Origin of the sequence: Pedobacter nanyangensis (genome assembly GCF_003313505.1) — a bacterium.
GTDB classification, from domain to species: domain Bacteria; phylum Bacteroidota; class Bacteroidia; order Sphingobacteriales; family Sphingobacteriaceae; genus Pedobacter; species Pedobacter nanyangensis.
Genome location: NZ_QMHO01000010.1, coordinates 132,747 through 153,942, shown reverse-complemented (window position 1 = coordinate 153,942; position 21,196 = coordinate 132,747). Strand labels below are relative to the sequence as shown.

The window sequence follows — 21,196 nt, the reverse complement described above, 5'->3', positions numbered from 1 at the left end:
CAATGTATCACAGCATTTCAATAAATAGAAAATCAACAGTAGTATTGGCATTGGCTACCTCGCTGGTATTGCTGCTTTCCGCTTGTTCCCAAAAAGAAAAGGAAAAAGAGCAGGCTAAAGCCGAACAGCCCAAAGCAGTGAGTTATAAGACGGCTCCTGTACAGTTCATCAATCCCGAATACGAAATTTCGGTTCCGGCAGAACTGAAACCCTACGAGCAGGTAGCCGTATTCGCAAAGGTTACGGGCTTTGTGCAAAAAATGTACGTTGACCGTGGCGACAGGGTTCGCAAAGGGCAGCTTTTGGCAGTTTTGGAAGCTCCCGAAATGCAGCAGCAATATCTTTCGAGCAAATCATCGGAGCAAAAAGTATATAGTGATTATCTGTATGCTAAACAGGCTTATGACCGATTGGTTACGGCTTCCAAAACAACGGGAGCCGTAGCGGATATTGAACTCGACAGGGCTAAAAGTGCGATGGAAAGTGCCAAATCCGCTTATGATGCTTCGAGAGCAGGCACAGCGCATTCTTCGCAGTTGCAGCAGTATTTACGCATTACAGCACCTTTCGACGGGATTATTACACAAAGAAATGTTTCCGTTGGTGCTTTGGCGGGTACAGGAAGCAATACGCCTTTGTTTATGATGGCGCAGGGCAATAAGCTACGCCTAACATTATCCCTACCGGAAAAACACGCAGCATCCGTAAAACAGGGTATGACCGCAACGTTTACCGTTAGCTCGCAGCCGGGCAAAACATTCGATGCCAAACTTTCCCGTACATCGGGATTGCTTGACCAGCAAGACCGCTCGCTTACATTGGAGTTTGACGTGAACAATCCGTCTGGCGAATTGCAGGGTGGCGATTACGCCCAGGTTAAGCTCAAATTACAGCGTAAAGCCCCGTCCTATTGGGTTAAGAGTAAGTCCGTCCTGAATACACAGTCGGGTATGTATGTTTTAACGATGAACAACGACGAAGTAAAACGGGTAGCCGTAAATGAGGGCATCCGTTTAGATACGCTGACAGAGGTTTTCGGCAACCTTTCTCCAGAAGACAAAATCATTATCAAACCTTCGGAAGAAATCAAAGAGGGTAAAATAAATAAATAGGATTATGAGCGCATACAGCAAAAGAATTGCCTTGCTCCCGCTAATGGTCATTACGGGATGGGCATACGCATCAATGAACGGAAACGGCATTGACGGAAAGATGACCGTAAATCAAGGCACTAATGGCGAACGCCAATTAGTGTCCGATGAACAGCAAACACCTGATTTGAAGTTCAAGGACGAAAACGGTAAAACCGTTTCGTTACACTCGTTAAAAGGAAAGGTTGTCTTTATCAATCTTTGGGCAACTTGGTGTCCGCCCTGCATCCACGAAATGCCCTCCATCAATGAACTGCGGAAGACCTTTAAGGACAATAAGGATTTGGTATTCCTGATGGTCGATGTGGACGGGAATATAGAAAAGTCAAAAGAGTGGATGAAGAAGAAAAAATTTGACCTCCCTGTACACGTTCCCGATAGTGAAATACCTCGTGAACTATTTGCAGGTTCTATCCCAACCACCATTATAGTAGATAAGCAAAACAACATCATCGGTAGGCAGGTGGGCGGTGCTGACTATTCTTCAAAAGAAGTCATTAACCTATTGACAAAACTTTTAAACGAAAAATAGTTGGCAATAGATAAGAAAAATATTCAGTAACAATTAAATGGTAATACAATGAAAAAGACAATATTTTTTGTGGCACTCTTATTTATAAGTGCCGCATCATTCGGACAAATACTAAAGCCTGTAAAATGGTCTTATGCTTCAAAGAAAATCAACGACAAAGAGGCGGTGCTGCTTTTAAAGGCAACCATAGATGACGGCTGGCATATCTATTCGCAGACAGTTCCTAAAAATGGTCCGCAACCGACAAGTTTTTCGTTCCAATCGTCGAAAGCCTACCAATTGAGCGGAAAGGTAATAGCAGCTAAACCTATTGTCAAACACGACCCTACTTTTGATATGGAAGTGGGCTACTACAAAAAATCTGTGGTGTTCCAGCAAAAGATAAAATTAACGGGCAATGCGCCTACGGTAAAAGGGACACTTACCTATATGGTTTGTAACGACAAGCAATGCTTACCGCCTGAAGAATTGACGTTCAGCATTGCTGTGAAATAAAGTATATCTTATGAAATTAATAGCGAAAATAATAACGATACTATTCATCAGCGGGCTGATGTCTGTTACTGCAAATGCGCAGACGGACAGCCTTGTTTCGTATGATGAGGTGGAGTTTACGGAAATAACGGGACAGCAAACCGTTCAGCAGGACAGTATCGCACCATCCGCAGATCCGAAGACTTCGGTAAGCGAGGGAAAAGAAGCTACATTACAAAAGAATGAAACCACAACAGATACAGGTTCATTATGGGCAATCTTTATTGCGGGCTTCATTGGTGGCTTTGCGGCATTGCTGATGCCCTGCATCTTCCCGATGTTGCCCTTAACCGTAAGTTTCTTTACCAAGAGCGGACACACCAAAGGCAGGGCGGTAATGCAGGCAATGATATATGGCTTATCCATTATACTCATTTATGTGCTATTGGGCATTCTCATTACCGTAATATTCGGTGCTGATGCGCTTAACAGCCTTTCCACAAACGGGATTTTTAATTTCGCATTCTTTGCCCTTTTGGTCGTATTCGCTTTTTCCTTTTTCGGGGCGTTCGAGCTTTCGCTCCCTGCTTCGCTTGCAAATAAATTAGACCGTAAGGCAGACCGTGGTGGTTTGTTGGGGCTTTTCTTTATGGCAGCAACATTGGCGGTCGTATCGTTTTCCTGCACAGGTCCGATTATCGGAACGTTACTGGTACAGGCTGCCACAATGGGCGAGCTTTTAGGTCCCGCTATCGGGATGCTGGGCTTTGCGTTGGCTTTGGCAATACCGTTTACACTTTTCGCAATGTTCCCAAGCCTTTTAAAAAGTCTTCCGTCTTCGGGTGGCTGGCTAAACAGTGTAAAGATTACGCTCGGCTTTTTGGAGCTGGCACTTGCTTTGAAATTTTTGAGCAATGTTGACCTTGTCTATCATTGGAACTGGTTTGACAGGGAAGTCTTTTTGGCACTCTGGATTATTATTTTCGGGTATTTGGGCTTTTATTTATTGGGCAAGCTCCGGTTTCCCGGCGACAGCCCTGCTGTAAATATAAGCCTGCCAAGAATGGTGCTTTCAATGGTGGTGCTTGCCTTTACCCTGTATATGGTTCCGGGATTGTGGGGCGCACCCTTAAAATCCATTTCGGCATTTTTACCGCCACAGGCAACGCAGGATTTTGACCTGTACACGCCCTCATTGAGTGGAACACAGGCAAGCCATTCAACGGGCAGTAAAGCTCATAAATATTCAGACATATTCCACGCTCCGTTAAACCTGAACGTATTTTTTGATTATGACGAGGGAATGGAATATGCGAAAAAAGCGGGTAAGCCAGTGATGCTCGATTTTACAGGGCACGCCTGCGTGAACTGCCGTAAAATGGAAGCATCGGTATGGTCTGATAAAGATGTACTCCGGCTTTTGAATGAAGAGTTGGTTATTATACAGCTTTATGTGGACGACAAGACCGCCTTGCCACAGGCAGAGCAATCTGTATCATCGTTCAGTGGCAAAAATATCCGTACCATAGGCAATAAATGGAGCGATTTTCAGGCGAGTAGATACAACGCCAATTCGCAACCCTTTTATGTGCTTTTAAACCCCGCCAACGAAGAAATTTTGGTAAACCCTATCGGAGCAGACTATGACCCGAAAAGCTATCACAGCTTTCTCCAATCGGCAATAGACCGATACAAGAGTAAGAATTAAAAGAATTAGACAACAGTAAAATTATTCAATATGAAAATGCAATTTAAAAATTTGGTAGTTCGTTCCGGGATTTTCATCATCACAGCCATTTCGCTGGCAGCTTGTGGAAATACGGATAAGGGCAAAGAAAACGCATCAGATAGAGGGAACGCTCCAATGGAGGAAGTAGCGGAAGCGGAAGCTCCGGTTTCGACAACTTCGGGTATTTCCTTTAAGGATGAAAGCGGAAAAACCGTAGCCTTAAACTCATTAAAAGGTAAAGTTGTATTCATCAACTTTTGGGCTACGTGGTGTCCGCCCTGCATCCACGAAATGCCGTCCATCAACAAGCTAAAGCAGACTTATAAAGACAAGGATATTGTGTTCCTGATGGTGGACGTGGATAACAATATGGAAAGATCCGCTGCTTTTATGAAAGACAACAAGTATGATCTGCCTGTGTATGTTCCTGTGGACAATATTCCACCTGATTATTTAGGCAGTGCTATCCCGACTACGGTTATACTGGATAAAAGTGGCGATATGATAGCCCGTATGGAGGGTGGCAGGGATTATACAAGCCCCGAAATTACCAAAGCGCTGAATGAATTGGTCGAAAGCAACTAACAGATAAAAACAGGAACTATGTTGAAAAATAAAGAAGTTTCAGAAGAAAAAAAGCCATCTGGAAATAAGTTTTCACGCTTCATCAGAAAAAATGCTCAATATATCGTATTGGTAATCGCCGTTATTATACTGGTAAACCCCGATGCAAAATCATTCGTGCTTCGTCAGTTAATGGCAACAGGGCTTTTTAATGCGAGTATAGATAAAAAGGGCGATGGCACGGTAAGCCAGGCGAACACAGATTTTGATTTTGCTGATGAAAAAGGAAATATTCAAAATACCGCATCACTACGTGGCAAAGTTGTATTTATAAACTTTTGGGCTTCGTGGTGTCCGCCTTGCAGGGCTGAATTTCCCTCTATCGAAACGCTTTATACCCAATTCAAGGATAACCCTGATATATTCTTTCTGACAATCAACGAGGACAGCGACCCTGCAACTGGTAAGGCATACCTTGAAAAAGAAAAATTTTCAGTCCCGATGTATCAGTCAAATGGCAATGTTCCGGCAGAGATTTACTCCGGTGCATTGCCTACTACCGTTGTATTGGATAAGAACGGAAAAGTCAGATTGCACCATGTGTATTTCGGTAAATGTAGCCACCCCATTCCGTTACAAACTGTCCAGTTAAACTAGGCCAGTTGTTGCTCGACCAATAGAGCGAACTTTCAATCGGAAACTATTTTCCATCTCCAGACCGAAAAGGCAGTACCGTTTCCCGGATTGCTTTTGCTACGCAAAAGAAGCTATTAGACCAATTTTTCATCACAGAAAAGCATCCGAGTTCCGACAAAAGACAACGCAATAAAACATGGTGCTCAACCCACTTTTTTAAAGTCTACAAAGCAACATCAGGCACAAGGTAGAGGTCAACATCAACAAGAGATACAACAAGACTTAAAAAGCCTTAAAATCAGCCGACTGGACACTTTTAAGCGAAATATACTGGACACTTTGCTCCGTAAAAAGTGGCCACTTTGGAAAAAAACAGGTGGCCACTTTTAGGATAACCTCCAGTTTAATACCTTTGCACTTTCTTTATATCCGGTTGCTCTTTCGGTCTTTTGATCCCATTTTTCCAGATCCCACTTTTCATTAATCGAGGTCTCTTTTGGTTTTCCGTCCACGGTAATACGAACGTAGATCATTCTGATGTTGTTCGGTTTTTTTGGGGTCTTCAGAAAGAAGGTCATCCCGTAGCTGTTCTCCAACATAATCTTCAATTTTTAGGTTAATAAATTTCGGATTATATCGCTTTTAAGTCAAGATGTAAACATGTTTAACATGTTGATTTACAGATTTTTAAAGTGGTTTTTGTGGCGCTTTTTCATTTTTTTTCAATGTGCCACAAAAGTGCCACAAAAATTTTGAGCATTTCTGAAAATATTGTGTGTAGGAGTGGGAAACAAAAAAGTCTGTAATTTCGAAAAATTACAGACTTCATGCCGTTTAGGAGATTTTCAGTAGTATCAAAATTACTACTCTGCGGAGAAAGAGGGAATAGAACTATTGCCCTAGAGCCCTTTTAAACACTGATTTCGATATTTTTTGAAAGGTGTTGTGCCACGAATGTGCCATAAAAAACTCCGTTTACCAAAAATGCCATCGGTTAAGACGGCATTTCCCTTGCAAAATAAAATTTGGTTACCTGGTGGAGCTGAAGGGAGTCGAACCCTTGTCCAGTTGTGTGATAAATTATGCTTTCTACGTGCTTATTTTCCACTTGGTTTTCGAGAGGAGCCGGGCTGGAAACCGACCTTGACAACCTCCTTAGGTACTTTATTTAACCTCTGTATCGTACCTTACAAAGGCTAGCATGGTTATTTCGATGCCTCTGATGCTAACCTAACTATGCGGCAGTTAGCGAGACAAAAGCTTGCGTAATTCTAAATTAGGCAGCTAAGGCGTAGTTATTTTCGCCAATTATTGTTTTGAACGTTCTCTTTAAAGTGCTCACCGTACAACGCACTGCATGCTTACATACTTAGCGCCACCCTGTCAAATCCAGGAACAGCCCCATTTTTAGTAGTTAGTAACCAGTTGATTAGTAATTACAGTTACCAAGGTACAAATGTACAAATAAAATGTGAAATATTAGGACTTCGGGATTAGTAGTTAGCGACTAGGCGTTAGGTGTTAATGTTTTTTCTAGCTACTGATTACTCACCACTGGCCACCAGTCCTTAACCCAACTTTCTTCCTGTATTAATCACATTTACCCCATTGAAACGGGTAGTTGGGCTGCCATGGGACACTGCGCTTGATTGACTTGGTTGCCCCTTGCCGTCGGAAAAGGTACCGCCCAAGCGATAGTCACTTTGATCGCAGCGTTGTACACAGGAGTTCCAAAACTCTTGGGTGTTGGCCTGATAGGCGGCATCCTTAAACATGCCCACAATTTTTCCATCCTTAATTTCATAGGCCAATTGCGCACTGAACTGGAAATTGTAGCGCTGCTGATCTATGGAATAAGAATTTCTGCCAAACATATAAATGCCTTTCTCTACTTTTTTTACCATATCGGCGGCTGATAAGGGGACATTTCCGGGTTGTAAGGAAACGTTGGGCATTCTTTGGAATTGGATGCTGTCCCAGCTATCCGCATAACAACAGCCTTGCGAAGCTTTAAGGCCAAGAATGTGGGCTTGGTCCCTAATGGTTTGATAGTTCACTAAAATGCCATCTTTAATAATGTCCCACTGGCCACATTTCACCCCCTCATCATCATAACCTACGGCCCCTAATGATCCTGGCTCCAATTTATCGGCCACAATCTGCACTTCTTTACTGCCAAAATTAAATTTCCTGCTTTCCCATTTATCCAAAGTAAGGAAACTGGTGCCCGCATAGTTCGCTTCGTAGCCCAGCACACGGTCAAGTTCAGTAGGATGCCCCACGGATTCATGAATGGTGAGGAACAGGTGCGAAGGATCCAGCACCAAATCGTATTTGCCGGGTGCAATGGGTTTGGCTTTCAGCTTTTCGTCCACATGTACGGCGGCCTCCCGTACGTCTTCCAGCATGTCGTATCGTTTTTTATATAAGGTAACTGGGCCACCTTTGATCTTTTCACTATCTAGCGGTTGCATGTACTCAAAACCCATTCCCATTGGGGCGCTTAAAGCATTACGGCTTTCAAACTTTCCGGCAGAGGCATCTATTTTTGTGAGGGTAAAAGTAGGCCAAATGCGGTGGATATCCTGATCAATATATGAGCCCTCGGTAGAAGCAAAATATTTTTGTTCGTTTACCATAAACAGGTTGCTGTTGATATATTTTGCACCTCCTTTAAGGGCCTCGCTATTCACATGGAGCAGCAGGTCTACCTTATCGGCAATAGGTACTTCAAAGGCATTGGTTTGGATAGGGGTTTTCCAGGAAATCTCGCCATAGCCTTTTTGTGGCGCTAGCCGTACCGGATCCCCCATAATTTTAGCGTTGCCTTTTGCAATGGCCGCCGCCATTTTAGCCGCTTTGGCAATGCTATCCTGATCTAGATTATTGGTTGCCGCAAAGCCCCATGCGCCATTGGCCAAAACCCTAATGCCCATGCCGTATGATTCGGTATTGGCAATGTTATCAACCCTTTTTTCGCGAGTGGCGATTACCTGGTTAAGGTAACGGCCAATACGTACATCAGCATAACTGGCCCCATTTGTTTTGGCAGCGTTTAGGGCTACATCTGCCAATCGTTTTTTTAGGGTTACATCAACAGGGGTTAGGGCTTCCTCTACGGAAATCATTCGGCCAAATACCGGAACGCTAGCAGCCATAGAAGCACCAGCGCTAATGCCTGTAAGGTATAAAAAGTCTCTTCTTTTCAAGATTTATGTTTTTTTACTGATAGGAGAGGCCGTTGAAATATGGTAGGAACCGTTATCGAAATGAGGAGTGTAATTCTTATTCAACGGCCTCTTTTTAAAAATTAAATGGCGTCAGACAATGAAGAGAAGGTAAAGTCTCTGATCTTCATTGGCGGGATAAGTCCGCTGCCAGTGCGTACCGGCTTGCCCAATGCTTCTACATTATTTAACATGATGACCGGGCTTTCATTAAATCTGAAGTTTTTGATTGGGAACTTAATCTCTCCATTTTCGATAAAGAAAGTGCCATCGCGGGTAAGTCCGGTGAGTAATAAGGTTTGTGGATCTACCATGCGGATATACCAGAAACGGGTTACCAAAATGCCTTTTTCGGTACTCTTGATCAAATCCTCCAAAGATTGATTTCCACCTTCCATCACAATGCTACGGCTAAACGGTAGGGGCTGTACATTTTTTTGAGCCGCCCAATATCTTGAATAAGATAGATTTTTTACCACGCCGTTTTGCACCCATTGAGTTTTGGTGATGGGCAAACCATCGCCACTCCAGGTAGAACCTGGTATTTCTGGGTTAAGCGGATCCGAATAGATGTTCACATTTTCAGAGAACAATTGTTCGCCTAGGCGAGTGCCACCACCTTTTTTGCTCATAAAGCTACGACCTTCATCGGCGCTGCGGGCATCAAAACCTCTGAACATATTGCCCAACATATCGCTGGCTGCCAAAGGTTCTAAAATTACGGTGTATTTTCCAGGTTCAATGGCTTTGGCACCAGCGGATCCGTTCGCTTTGCTCGCCGCAATTTTAGTTAGGGCAAGCGTATCCATTTTGCTCAAGTTGTTAAAATCCTGGTCTACGTAGCCTGAGCCTGTGCCTTGTTTGTTACGCATGGTTACCGAAAAAGACACGTTAGTGCTTTTATTGTAGGCAAACAAACCTTTGGAGTTCATAATGGAGCTGAAACGGGTGCTATTCTCCAAGAAACCAGCAGCTTCTAAACCTCCAGCTTTGGATACACCAAGGCTTTTGGCTACCATGTCGGCCCTGGTTTCAGGTGTCATGGCTGCGGTATTGGCATTGTAGGTTAGGGATTCGGCAAAGGTTTGCGGGCCCAAAGGCGGCATATATTCTGGATTTTCAGGAGCTAGCATGGCTAGTTCTTCGGCTCTTTTCACTACTTTTTGTAGCGAGGCATCGTCAAATTCGTTAATGGTGGCGGTACCTGTTTTTTTACCAAAAGTGGCACTTACGCCCAAACTCATCACATCTATTTGTCCTGCGGTAGAAACGGCATTTCTGGCATAGCGGATATTGCCGCCATCAGAGCCATTTAAACTCACTTCACAAGCATCGGCCTTGGCATAGCTCAATACCTTTTTTAAAATTGCTTGTGCTTCTTCTTTACTTAATATGGCCATATTATATTTTTCTTGCTGTATTAATTACGTTAACTCCATTAAAACGGGTGGTGGCGCTGCCATGTGAAACGGCACTGCTTTGCGAAGGCTGTCCCTTGCCATCATTAAATGATCCTCCTAAACGATAATCGCTTTCATCGCAGATATCGGTACACGAGTTCCAAAATTCTTGGGTGTTGGCCTGATAAGCTACATCGTTTAGCATACCCACAATTTTTCCGTTCTTGATTTCATAGAAAATCTGCCCGCCAAATTGGAAATTGTAGCGTTGCTGGTCGATCGAGAAACTGCCATCGCCAATAATATAAATGCCCTTCTCTACATTTTTGATCATGTCGTCAACACTTAATTTCTCTTTGCCGGCCTGTAGGGATACATTTGGCATTCTTTGGAACTGCACATCGTCCCAACCTTGGGCATAACAGCAACCTTGCGATTCGTTTAGGCCGATGATATGTGCTTGATCTCTGATGGCCTGATAATTTACCAGCACTCCATCTTTAATCAGATCCCATTTCTTACATTTTACACCTTCGTCATCATAGCCTACGGCACCTAAGGAACCCACTTGTGTTTTATCTGCAAATAAATTCACTTTATTGCTGCCAAATTTGAAGTTTTTAGATTGCCATTTGTCCAAAGTAAGGAAACTGGTGCCGGCATAGTTAGCTTCATAGCCCAATACCCGGTCAAGCTCGGTAGGATGGCCTACCGATTCGTGAATGGTTAACCACAAGTGAGAAGGATCCAATACCAAATCGTATTTGCCGGGTTCAACCGATTTAGCCGTTACCTTTTCAGAAGCTACTTTAGCAGCGGATTTTACATCCTCCAGCATATCGTAGCGACCTTTGTAGCGGGTAACAATGCCTGCAACTTTATCTTCTGGCCGTGCGTTCATGTACTCATAGCCCATGCCCATTGGTGAGCTAAGGGCATTACGGGTTTTGAATTGTCCAGAAGCCCTGTCAATACGGGTAACGTTAAAGGTTGGGTAAATACGGTGTACATCCTGATCAATGTAGGAGCCATCGGTAGAAGCGAAATACTTTTGCTCGTTTACGGCAAAAATAGCCGAGTTCACAAAAGTAGCACCATTTTGCATGGCAATGTCGTTCACGTTAAGTAGTAAATCTACCTTTTCTTTTACGGGAACTTCAAACGCATTAATTTCAATTGGCGTTTTCCAGCTTACCTCGCCAAAGCCTTTTTGCGGTGCTAGTTGCACTGCTTCTCCTTGTATTTTCGCATTGGCTTTAGCTACAGCTACCGCTTGTTCAGCAGCTTTGGCAATACCATCTTTGGTGACTTTGTTGGTGGCGGCAAACCCCCAACAGCCATTTACAATTACACGGATGCCCACACCGTACGATTCGGTATTGGCAACGCCCTGTACTCTTTTTTCGCGGGTGGCAACAAATTGGTTCAAGTACCTGCCAATGCGTACATCGGCATAGGAGGCTCCTTTTGATTTGGCCGCATTCAGCGCTATGTCGGCTAGTTCTTTTTTAATTTTTAGATCTACTCGGACCAGTGCCTGCTCGGGATCTATCGGCGTTGCATACGCAGATAAATCAGGAAGTACTAAGGCACCCATTCCCATTCCGGATAGATAAAGGAAATCTTTTCTTTTCAAAGTGGTTCGGTTTAGGTGATTAATAACACAAATTAGTCAAATGCCCAAACACTTGCGCTATACAAAGTATAACATTTTAGTTTCAATGCTAATTTTTGTTGTAAAGACGATTTTCAAACCAGAGAAAACCAGCAGCAAACACAAATGCGATAAAAAACCACCACTTTGAAACTATTTTTTGGGTTAAAATTTTGGTTTCGGGCGAATTATTGGTGGGTGTATGTAATGCGGCATGGGCAATATGACGTTCCAATCGTTGATTAGCGCTTAACGCCTGCCAATTTTCTTTGCCAAAAACAAAAAAGTAGTGCTTTTGGCCATTAATGGTGAGGGATTGCCAACCTGGTTGGAATGACCAGTCATGAAACTGCCAACGGTTATCAAACAGCATATTTTGCTTGCTACTCAAACTTTGTTGATGATGATTAATCAAAGGAACTGTTGGTGCCGGCGTAGCTAAAGTGAAATTTAGCCTGTTCCCTGCACCTGGTGCATTGCCCAACGCCTGTAGCAAGTAGGTTGGGTTTTTAGCTCGTGCCGCTGCTTCCAGTAAGGTAGTCCAATATAAGGCGTAGTCATGCTGGTGGCCAGCCAAGCTCCATTGGTAGCTTTGAGGTAGGGTAGTGGCTACGATGTTCCCTTTGCCATAAAGCCTTTGCACAGCTACTATTGATGCCCCGTCGAGTACCAGTGCTTGCTGATCTGCAATATTTCCTATCAAAAAGGGAACTTGTTCAGGTAAGGTGGCTAATTTGGTTTGTTGTAGGGAAAGCTGATTGATCTTTTCCTGCTTTTTACCGGCCGCTAAGTTTAAGCTTTTGATCCATGGTTCAGTACTGTTAGGTTGTTGCGCCAACAGGATTAAGCCCAATCCCTGGCCTACGGCTTGTTTAACCGCTTGCTTTTCTGGAGTACTCAAGTTCTCAAATTCCTGTTGGTCAATAAGCAATACATCTTCTTTTTGGAACAATTGTGTGCTCAACCGGTTAAGTTCAAAGCTGGTTCGGTTCAGGAATTCGATACTGTATTGGGCTTTGCTGATCCGATTTCTTAGCGCTACTTGGTATCTATTTTCATACAGCCATCTTTTGAGAAAGTTGTATTCGAAACCAGGCGATGAACCTAGTATGGTTATTTTTAAGGATGTTTTGGCTATGGTTTGGATGGGGATGAGCTCCTGGTTAAGAGTATCTTTACCTTGTAAGGCCACTAATTTTAAGAGTGCCCGCCCTTTTTGCCTTAATGGGTGTTGTAGGGAAAATTTAGCCGTTGCTTTTGCCGTGATTTGGGCAGAGTCAAGCGTTTGTCCAAAGCCCATGAGTTTAAGGTTTAATGCCTTTGGAGAGCTGTTGTGGTACTGGCCCTGCACCGTTAAAGTTTCACCTTCATGAAGCTGGTCATTCCAATGGCATGCAATAATGCCGCTTGGTTTTTCGGCAGGATGGAATTCCAATGGAATGTTTTCTAGTTTTTTCAGCTCCTCGTCAGGTAATCCATAGCCATATACGCTTACTTTCTTGATTGCCGGGGTGGCCGCCAAATGATAGGCTAAATCAGGGATAAAGTTGGCCTTGCCCTTCAATAATGGCGCCAATGTCTCATCCGTAAAATACCTTTTTTGGGGGAGATGGTCTAGGCTATCGGCATTAAAGCCAGGAGTAAGCAAAATCAAGGTGCTGTTATGTTGCCTGCTTTCGTAGTTAGCCGTGATGGGAATTGCCATCAAGGCCAATGTAACTACAGCCAATAAGGTTGCCGTTAACCTGGCAATAAGCCAATGCTTGTTAGCTCTTTTAACTTCTTGGTAGGCCAACAGGCATAACAACAGGAAACAAGCCGCCAATACGTATAGGTTAAATTCCATTGCCATGCTCAGTTTTTTAAATGATTAAAATAACGATCACTTAGTTGCTTTGCTGTTCCACCTGTTTGGGGTTGAGGTTTTGTGGGTATTGTGCCAATCAATTGATAAATGGCTTTGGCTACCACATCCAAATCTTTAGGGCGAGGAAATTTAGTTTGTGTTAGGCTACGCAAGCTTTTAAGTGCATCAAGATAGCTCTCTGGATGGCTAGAAGCAGCTTTGATCAAATCCCTTTGGGCACTTTGAAGCAAGGCTTTTTCGTTAGTGGCAAAGGCTTTTCCATCTCGATGCAGGTTGAGTAACGACAGTAGGGTACGAAGCTCCTCCCTGCTATCGTCTTTGTTTTCGAGATTTGCGTTTTGCCGAGGTGCTAAAATCTTGTCTTGGTCGCCGGTGAGCCGTTTTTCGTTTTTTAATGCAGCGGTTTTAACCGTGGTTTTAGCTACGTAAGCCCTCGATTTTTGTTGTAAATCTTTGAGCAGGCGCAAGGCCTTGTATTCAAACGGAAGAGCTTCTTGGGCTTTGTAGGTTCTTAACTGAAGCTCTGATTTCCACATTTCATTCAGTACCGCTTTCAGCTGCGCCTTGATATCGGGTTCAAAAAAGGTTGCATCTTCTGCAATATCGTGCTTGTGGGCATAGCGGTCCATTATGGCTTGTACATCGCCAAATTTTTCTTCGCCGTGGTCGTGGCCGTCATGTTCATCGTGGTCTTCATGGTCGCCACCAATAGAAGTTTCATTTTCTTCGCCCAAGAATTTGCCATAGCGCAAGCGCAGGAGTTTTTGATCAATGGCTAAGCCGTTGCTTCTCTTGTTAAAATCTGCGGTACTGATGGATGATCGTTCACCCAGTAGTTTCTCTGTATCTAAAATGATCTGGCGTTGGCTCCTGAAATATTCTGGCACCAGATTTACGCCAGAGGTCATGCCCGCCATACTCATCAGCTCGGCGGTATCCACAATGTTCACCATGTAAACATCCGAACGGCTGAGCTGGCCTTTATTGTCCTGCGCTTGGATGAAGAAATATAATTCGTCCCCTGGTTTCATTCCCAAGCTCCGCAAGTCGATAGGTTTTTGAAGTGCAATGCTTTTACGGTTTGCAAAAGAAATTTCAAATGGCAGTTTTTTTTCCGTAAAACTTACGCTTTCGCCTTTGCCGCTGGCCATGGTGGCAGAAATATAAGCTCCGGCAATGCCATAATCATCATTCAATTGGGCCTTAATGCTGATGTGCATGCGCTCACCAATATCAATGGTATGCTGTGGTTTTGGTTGGATGATGTTGATTTTTACAGGATAATCTGGAATAACCTCGATTTGGTAGAGATCTGATTTTTTGCCATCGAGCTCCAGCTGATAAAAGCCCTGTTTGTCTAACTTTCTAGAAAAATTCCACAAGGTGGAATCTTGATTCAAAGGTTTTAACCGGATTTGTTCTACTTCATTAAAAAATACACGAAAATTACGGATGGCTTTATTGGTACGAATGCTCCAAACTGCTTTGGCATCTAACTCGGCCTTAAGGTAAAGCTGATTTTGTTGCCTGCTAGCCTTGCCCGTGTAAGCTGGCGGCGTAATTTCTACCGTGTAGCTGGCAATTTGCGGCAATACCTTTTCTTCCTTACGGATGTTGGCATGTACCGCATCCTCTTGATCAGTAGCGGAATGGATTGTTCTCGCGGGAATGAAAAGATAGGTGGTTAATCCAACCATCAAACACGCATAGCTGATCCAGTTTTTAAGATTCAAGTCATTGAAAATGTTTTTTTTAGGCAGCAAAGGTTCAATTTTGCCGACTTGCAATTGTTCCAATGTACCCAGTTTTGCTTGCGGTTTTAAAATTAAGCCCGTACTTTCTTCTAATTCGGGGAAATGGCAATCAAGATGTCGTACAATATGCTGCTCATTGATTTTCCACAAAGGATGAAAGCATAAAAATACACCCGCAACTAAAGCAAAAATGGCGAAGTAAAACCAATTGCCGGTACCAAAAATATATTTTGCCAAACTACCTGTTAGTAACGAGATACCCAAGCTTAACGCCAAACCTTGTAGGCTGAGCAGCAGCATTCTTCGGGCTTTTAGTTGTGATATATATGTTTTGCCTCCCATCTTATGCTCGTTTTAAATCAGATGGTTTACGATAGGTCAGCCATCGCTCTGCTAAAAAAACTAAAAAGGCCAGGATCCACAAATATTTGTCTAAGTTGACCCTGGGCGAAATGAGTACCGTGTTATTTTTGGAGCTTTCGAACGAAGCGAACGGTTGCTCGTTCACCTGGGCTATAGTGGGTTGCGTTTCAAAGCCAAATGTTATATTGGTTTGACCATAAAGCAATGGAAAAAGTACCTCCACAAATTGATCTTTCCATACTAAATCGGTCCATTGCGGATTAAACCTGCTGTAAAAGGTATATTCATGTACTTGCTGTTGTTGCTGTAAAGTTAAAAGTGCCTCGCCAAAGCCATCTTCCCATAAAATTTGCCCCCTTGCTTTGCCCGTAGTTCTTTTTAAAATCCTGGCCGATGATGCATCCCCGATTGGGGTATTTCCAAAGCTGATAAAACTATTTTCGGCGATGGTTTTTCCGGGCGCATATTTAAACAATACTGCATTAGTTTTTAGGTTTTTGCTAATGCTGCCTGGAACTTCGGTATTGGCCAGCCAAAAAACAGCATCTAAAGGTTTAAAACTGTTTTGGACAGAGATGTTGATGGGCTGGTCAAGATAATCGCCTATGGCATTAATGGCTGCTTTTACATACTTTGCATCTAAAGGATTGTCAGAATGCAGCAGTACCTGCATGGCTGGGGCCGAAACGTTTTTTTCTCGTTGATAAATTATCGCCTTGCCATTTGCCTGAGCTTTTAAGTTCAGATTTAAGAAAGTTTTAGCATAGGCTGACAAGGTATCTGATGTTGCTGCTTGCCAATGTATCTTCAAATGAAGTTTGGGCAGGGGTTCTTCAAATCCTAAGGTAGTTTTAGGAGCAAAAATCCAAATGGGATATTGGTTGGGAAGTTGATGGTTGGCTTGTTTAAGCAAGGATGTATGGCTCAATGGCGGGAGGCTATCCACAGCTGCATTTGCGGTGTCTTTAAGGGATAGTGGTTTAAAACCAAAGCCTAAATGACGGAACTCAAAACCTTTATTCAATAAGGAATCGATGGTTTTACGATGGTTTCGATAAGTTGTCTTCAGGTTTTGTTGTTCTACTAAAATCCAACCGCCTTGTTTGGTCAATGGTTTGCCTTTTAAGAAGGGTTGGGCCAGCAAAAAGGCCAATATCGCCAATAATAAACAACGTAACAACAACAGCAGCCAATTGCTGATCACAAAACTTTTGGCATTTGAGGCGGCGCTTTCACCCATCAGCGAGATACTGCCTACCTTAAAGGTTTTGCCCTGTTTTATTCGCCATAAGTGAATAATGATAGGGACAAGAAGTGCTGTTAAGGCCAATAAACCGATAGGGGATAGCAAATTCACGTTCAATGGTTTAGCTTATTTCTCTGGTTTAAAAAATCTCTTAATGCCTGATCAAGCGCTTCGTTGGTGTTTAGGGATCTATAATAGATATTCCTGTTCAGCATTTCGGCCCGTGTGCGCTGTAAAAAATCGGCCATCCTTTCCTGATAGGCCCTTTTAGATTTTTTCTGGTCAATTTGGATGATTTTTCCACTTTCCAAATCTTCAAAAGAAGAAAAACCTTTAAAGTCAAGTTCAAGCTCGTTGTTGGAAAGAAGGTGGAACACTAAGATTTCATGTCTCAAGGGCAACAAAGTATCCAAAAGTTTGAACAGCTCTCCATCTTGTTGGTAAAAATCAGTGAAGAAAATCAATAGTTCCCTTTTGCGTGGACCCGCAAATATTTCTTTGTATTGAATAGCTTGCGTGAAATTTCCCGCTGGCTTAATGTTCTCCAATTGATAAAACAAACGGCTCAAATGTTGGTAATCCTGACGGGTGTTCATCGCAAATAGCCCCGTGTTTTTAAACACATACAAACCTATTGCATCACCTTGAAGGTTGGCCAAATAGGCTAACGAAGCTGCGGCATAACGGGCATAATCCATCTTGGTTTGGTGTCCGTCGCTATGGTTCATAGAGGCGCTTGCATCAATAACTAAACGAACCGAAATACTGGTTTCCAATTCAGATTCGCGGATGTAGTAACGGTCAGAACGAGCAAACATCTTCCAGTCTAGCGAGCGCAAATCATCACCAGCCTGGTAACTTCTATATTGGCTAAACTCCATGCCAGCACCTTTAATGGTGCTTTTATTGATCCCGTGCATAAAGCCATCTATGGTAGCTTTTGCCGCCAAGGATAAAGGTTTAATGGCCATTAATGTTTTAGGATCTAGGAGCTTACTCATTAAATGTTGTTTTTGGGCCTTGGTATCGCTTTCAACAGTTCGTCGGTAGCTTTGTCTGCGCTAATATTTTCGGCATCAGCCTTGAAATTCATCAACACCCGATGACGTAACACAGGGTAGGCCATCGTTTGTAAGTCTTCCATCACCACGGCATATCGGCCTTTAAATAGGGCACGGGCTTTGGCTGTTAAAATCAATGCTTGCCCAGCACGAGGTCCAGCACCCCAGCGCACCCATTCTTTGATAAAAGGTACGGTAGTGGTTTCAGGTCTGGTTGCTCTAACCAATTCGCTGGTAAAACCAATCAAATCCTCACTAATACTTACCTCGCGGGTAAGCTGCTGTAGCTGTTTGATTTCTTCGGCACCAATGATGGCGTTCACCCGGGCCTGTTTAGCACCTGTAGTGCTGCTTAAAATCTGGGTTTCTTCTGCGGCGCTTGGGTAACCTATTTTAATGTAAAGTAAAAAACGATCTAATTGAGCTTCTGGCAAGGGATAGGTTCCCGCTTGCTCTATTGGGTTTTGCGTAGCTAAAATAAAGAAAGGCCTATCTAGCGGATAGGTTTGTCCCGCATAGGTCACTTCAAATTCCTGCATGGCTTCCAATAAAGCCGATTGTGTTTTAGGTGGGGTACGGTTTACCTCGTCGGCCAAAATAATATTGGCAAATAGCGGGCCTTTGTTAAATTTAAAGAAACGTTTGCCCGTGGTATGGTCTTCTTCCAAAATTTCAGTGCCAATAATGTCGGTAGGCATTAAATCTGGCGTAAATTGGATGCGCCTAAACGAAAGGTCCAACGCCTGCGCCATCGTTCGCACCATTAAGGTTTTGGCTAGCCCAGGTACGCCTTCCAATAAACAATGTCCACCAGCCATCAGGGCAATCAGCATTTCATCAATAATTTCATCTTGCCCTACAATTACCTTTTGGATTTCAGTTTTTAAGGAAGTGATTTTTTGAACAAGGTTGTTTACGTTCTCAGTTGAAATTTCCACGCAGCAAATCTTTAGTTAAATAGAAATTGATATCTCAATATAGCGCATATGCAATCGAAAAATGAAGCAAATTTTAAAGAATATCAAAAAAATTACAACTTTAGCGCTAAAGAAAATGGCTTTTAGTGAAAAATGGACTTAATTTAGGTTGATGTATCGTTTAAAGTTTACGTTTGCAAGGATAAAATACACCTCAGGCGACTGGGATACGGATCAACGTATGCCTGCCAATGTGCTCAATTCGCTGTTGGAGTATACCACCATTCCCTTAGAACCCGAAGAGAAAATCGTAGAGTTGGGCAGTGCCGATATTTTTAAGTATCCGTTTTGCTACCTAAGCGGGCATAAGCTGGTACAGTTTAACCGGCAGGAAGCCGCTAACTTTAAAACCTATGTCAATAACGGGGGCTTTGTTTTTGTTGATGATTGCAATCACGACATTGACGGGCTTTTTGCACGTTCTTTTGAAACGCAAATGAATAATCTTTTTGGCGTGGCGGCTTTAAGGAAAATACCCAACAGCCATGCTATTTACAATTCATTTTTTAAGTTTGAAAAAGGTCCGCCCGCTACTTCTTTTGAGTTAAATGGCTGGGGCGATGATTTGGTACACGACTACCTTAAGGCAATTACCGTTAACGGACGTATAGGCGTGTTGTACAGCAATAAGGACTATGGCTGCGAATGGGACTATGATTTCAGGAACAAACGCTTTTTAGCCGAAGACAATACCAAATTTGCCGTTAACATTATCATGTACGCCATGGGAGTGAATAGTTAACGAAGCCTTGTAATTCCTGGCCCAGAGAAGAAGCCCTTTGAGCTTAACGGTGTTCAGAAACAAAAAAACTTACGAAGTTTCTAAAACTTCGTAAGTCTCAATCGGTACTAATTTGAATAATAAAGGCTATAATCCCTAGTTAGTTCTTCCCGGATATTGTTGTAAAGCTAATTCCAAACAATCCATTGCGGCATTTAAATCGTCTACGTTAAGTACATAAGCCATGCGTACCTCGTTTTTGCCAGAACCCGGCGACGAGTAAAAACCAGTCGCAGGGGCCATCATCACCGTAGCATTATTGTGTTCAAATTTCTCTAAAATCCACTGGCAGAATTTGTCTGCATCATCAATTGGAAATTTGGCCACTACATAAAAAGCACCTCCCGGATTTGGACAAAAAACACCGTCGATTTTATTCAATCGGTCAACCAAGGTATTTCTACGCAAGGTATATTCCTTATTTACTGCCTCAAAATAGCTGTCAGGAGTGTCTACAGCGGCGGCACCCGCAATTTGTTCAACCATTCCTGGGCTTAAACGTGCTTGCGCAAACTTTAATCCCGAAGCAATAACTGCTTTGTTTTTGGTAATCAAACAGCCCAAACGAGCGCCACAGGCACTATAACGTTTAGAAACGGTGTCCATTACCACTACGTTTTCATCTAATCCGTCAAGGTGCATCGGCGAAATAAACTCACGGCCGTCATAGCAAAACTCGCGGTAAGCCTCATCAGAGAACAAAAACAAATCATATTTTACGCATAGCGCTTTTAAAGCCTCTAACTCTTCTCTTGAATATAGATAACCTGTTGGATTGTTAGGATTACAAATGATGATTGCCTTTGTTTTTTCGGTAATCAACTTTTCGAACTCGGCAATAGGAGGAAGGGCAAAACCATTATCAATATAAGATAAAATGGGTTTTACTACCACGTTGCTCATACAAGCAAAGCCGTTGTAGTTGGCATAAAAAGGTTCTGGGATAATGATTTCATCGCCTTCGTTTACGCAGGTTTGCATGGCAATGGTAATGGCTTCTGAACCCCCTACGGTTACCAAAATATTCTCGGGGCCAATGTTGTAGCCTAATTTGTTATAATACTCGGTTAGCTTTTTTCTATAAGCTAAAGTTCCTTCCGAAGGAGTATAGGCCCAAACATTGAAATCAATATTTTTAACGGCATTTAACATGCCCTCTGGAGTTGCTATATCTGGTTGGCCTATATTAAGGTGGTACACCTTTTTTCCGGCTGCTTTTGCCTGATCGGCGAAAGGGGTAAGTTTTCTAATTGGTGAAGCGGGCATCTGAAGCCCTTTTTCTGATATCTTTGGCATGGAGCAAAAATATAAAAACCTCGTTGTAATAACGAGGTTTTTACTAAAATATTCGTGTAATAAATTACGTCCTATTTGCTTGCGGCAGCTACGCTTTCACCTTTTAAATAAAGTACTTTGGTAGAGGTTCTGGCGTTTGAAGTAACCGTAATTGCTACGTTGAAAGGAGCTGGTGCACCTGATTTTTTTACGGTAACTTTGATGAAACCTTTTTCACCTTTTTTTACCGGTGTTTGCGTGTATTCACCAACGGTACAGCCACAGGTGGGTTCAACTTTAGAAATGATCAATGGCGCATCGCCTTCATTGGTGAAATTGAACGTGTATGAAACGGCTACATCAAGTTTGATTTTGCCTAAATCATGTGTTTCTGCATCAAATTTAAATTCTGCTGGTTTTGTTTGAGCGTTAGCTGCAAACCCTAATCCAACCACGGTAACCAATAACAATAATAGCTTTTTCATGTTCGCTGATTTGAGTTTTT

General features: G+C 42.9%; 18 protein-coding genes and 1 other RNA gene. 7 read left to right on the top strand and 12 right to left on the bottom strand.

The window, feature by feature from the left end; all coding sequences use genetic code 11:
* Positions 1 to 2 precede the first annotated feature (2 nt).
* The 6 genes from DUT71_RS15595 to DUT71_RS15570 are packed head-to-tail and all read left to right on the top strand — an operon-like array spanning position 3 to position 5,107.
* Positions 3 to 1,112 (top strand): efflux RND transporter periplasmic adaptor subunit, encoded by a 1,110-nt coding sequence (locus DUT71_RS15595; RefSeq protein WP_113663475.1) that lies wholly within the window; start codon positions 3 to 5, stop codon positions 1,110 to 1,112.
* A 4-nt stretch (positions 1,113 to 1,116) separates the two neighbouring features.
* Positions 1,117 to 1,683, top strand: coding sequence for a TlpA family protein disulfide reductase (locus DUT71_RS15590; protein ID WP_113663474.1), 567 nt, complete (start codon positions 1,117 to 1,119; stop codon positions 1,681 to 1,683).
* Positions 1,684 to 1,731: 48 nt separating this feature from the next.
* A complete protein-coding gene (locus DUT71_RS15585; protein ID WP_003012678.1) occupies positions 1,732 to 2,178 on the top strand; it encodes a protein-disulfide reductase DsbD N-terminal domain-containing protein in 447 nt (148 codons plus the stop codon).
* A 10-nt stretch (positions 2,179 to 2,188) separates the two neighbouring features.
* Entirely contained in the window at positions 2,189 to 3,865 is a 1,677-nt protein-coding gene (locus DUT71_RS15580) for a protein-disulfide reductase DsbD family protein (protein ID WP_113663473.1), read from the top strand.
* A gap of 30 nt (positions 3,866 to 3,895) precedes the next feature.
* Entirely contained in the window at positions 3,896 to 4,471 is a 576-nt protein-coding gene (locus DUT71_RS15575; RefSeq protein ID WP_113663472.1) for a TlpA family protein disulfide reductase, read from the top strand.
* 18 nt (positions 4,472 to 4,489) lie between these two features.
* Positions 4,490 to 5,107, top strand: a complete 618-nt coding sequence (locus DUT71_RS15570; protein ID WP_113663471.1) for a TlpA family protein disulfide reductase — start codon at positions 4,490 to 4,492, stop codon at positions 5,105 to 5,107.
* 365 nt (positions 5,108 to 5,472) lie between these two features.
* On the opposite strand, the gene DUT71_RS15565 is transcribed toward DUT71_RS15570, so the two are convergent.
* From DUT71_RS15565 to DUT71_RS15520, 10 genes are all read right to left on the bottom strand, one after another.
* The gene (locus DUT71_RS15565; protein WP_113663470.1) at positions 5,473 to 5,685 is read right to left on the bottom strand and encodes an Arm DNA-binding domain-containing protein; all 213 of its coding nucleotides are present in this window, start codon (positions 5,683 to 5,685) and stop codon (positions 5,473 to 5,475) included.
* A gap of 435 nt (positions 5,686 to 6,120) precedes the next feature.
* Positions 6,121 to 6,489, bottom strand: a transfer-messenger RNA (tmRNA) gene (gene ssrA / locus DUT71_RS15560).
* Between the two features lie 165 nt (positions 6,490 to 6,654).
* Positions 6,655 to 8,295 carry a TldD/PmbA family protein gene (locus DUT71_RS15555; protein ID WP_113663469.1) on the bottom strand — a complete coding sequence of 547 codons (1,641 nt, stop codon included), beginning with the start codon at positions 8,293 to 8,295 and terminating at the stop codon, positions 6,655 to 6,657.
* Positions 8,296 to 8,396: 101 nt separating this feature from the next.
* Positions 8,397 to 9,713 carry a TldD/PmbA family protein gene (locus DUT71_RS15550; protein ID WP_113663468.1) on the bottom strand — a complete coding sequence of 439 codons (1,317 nt, stop codon included), beginning with the start codon at positions 9,711 to 9,713 and terminating at the stop codon, positions 8,397 to 8,399.
* A gap of 1 nt (position 9,714) precedes the next feature.
* The gene (locus DUT71_RS15545; RefSeq protein WP_113663467.1) at positions 9,715 to 11,349 is read right to left on the bottom strand and encodes a TldD/PmbA family protein; all 1,635 of its coding nucleotides are present in this window, start codon (positions 11,347 to 11,349) and stop codon (positions 9,715 to 9,717) included.
* 88 nt (positions 11,350 to 11,437) lie between these two features.
* Positions 11,438 to 13,213 carry a hypothetical protein gene (locus DUT71_RS15540; protein ID WP_162796075.1) on the bottom strand — a complete coding sequence of 592 codons (1,776 nt, stop codon included), beginning with the start codon at positions 13,211 to 13,213 and terminating at the stop codon, positions 11,438 to 11,440.
* 8 nt (positions 13,214 to 13,221) lie between these two features.
* A complete protein-coding gene (locus DUT71_RS15535) occupies positions 13,222 to 15,330 on the bottom strand; it encodes a DUF4175 family protein (RefSeq protein WP_113663465.1) in 2,109 nt (702 codons plus the stop codon).
* 1 nt (position 15,331) lies between these two features.
* A complete protein-coding gene (locus DUT71_RS15530) occupies positions 15,332 to 16,708 on the bottom strand; it encodes a BatA domain-containing protein (RefSeq protein ID WP_162796074.1) in 1,377 nt (458 codons plus the stop codon).
* A gap of 2 nt (positions 16,709 to 16,710) precedes the next feature.
* A complete protein-coding gene (locus DUT71_RS15525) occupies positions 16,711 to 17,598 on the bottom strand; it encodes a DUF58 domain-containing protein (RefSeq protein WP_240186954.1) in 888 nt (295 codons plus the stop codon).
* Positions 17,598 to 18,596: an AAA family ATPase gene (locus tag DUT71_RS15520; protein ID WP_113663462.1), complete on the bottom strand. Its 999-nt coding sequence runs from the start codon at positions 18,594 to 18,596 to the stop codon at positions 17,598 to 17,600. The genes DUT71_RS15525 and DUT71_RS15520 overlap by 1 nt, the downstream gene beginning before the upstream one ends.
* A 151-nt stretch (positions 18,597 to 18,747) precedes the next feature.
* On the opposite strand from DUT71_RS15520, the gene DUT71_RS15515 reads away from it, so the two are divergent.
* Complete coding sequence (locus DUT71_RS15515) at positions 18,748 to 19,377, top strand: DUF4159 domain-containing protein (RefSeq protein WP_113663461.1); 630 nt, start codon at positions 18,748 to 18,750, stop codon at positions 19,375 to 19,377.
* 135 nt (positions 19,378 to 19,512) lie between these two features.
* Here the strand turns inward: DUT71_RS15515 and DUT71_RS15510 are convergent, their stop codons facing one another.
* Together DUT71_RS15510 and DUT71_RS15505 are read right to left on the bottom strand one after the other, a co-directional pair.
* On the bottom strand, positions 19,513 to 20,712 hold the full coding sequence (locus DUT71_RS15510) for a pyridoxal phosphate-dependent aminotransferase (RefSeq protein WP_113663460.1): 1,200 nt from the start codon (positions 20,710 to 20,712) through the stop codon (positions 19,513 to 19,515).
* Between the two features lie 71 nt (positions 20,713 to 20,783).
* Positions 20,784 to 21,176 (bottom strand): DUF1573 domain-containing protein, encoded by a 393-nt coding sequence (locus DUT71_RS15505; protein WP_113663459.1) that lies wholly within the window; start codon positions 21,174 to 21,176, stop codon positions 20,784 to 20,786.
* Positions 21,177 to 21,196 lie beyond the last annotated feature (20 nt).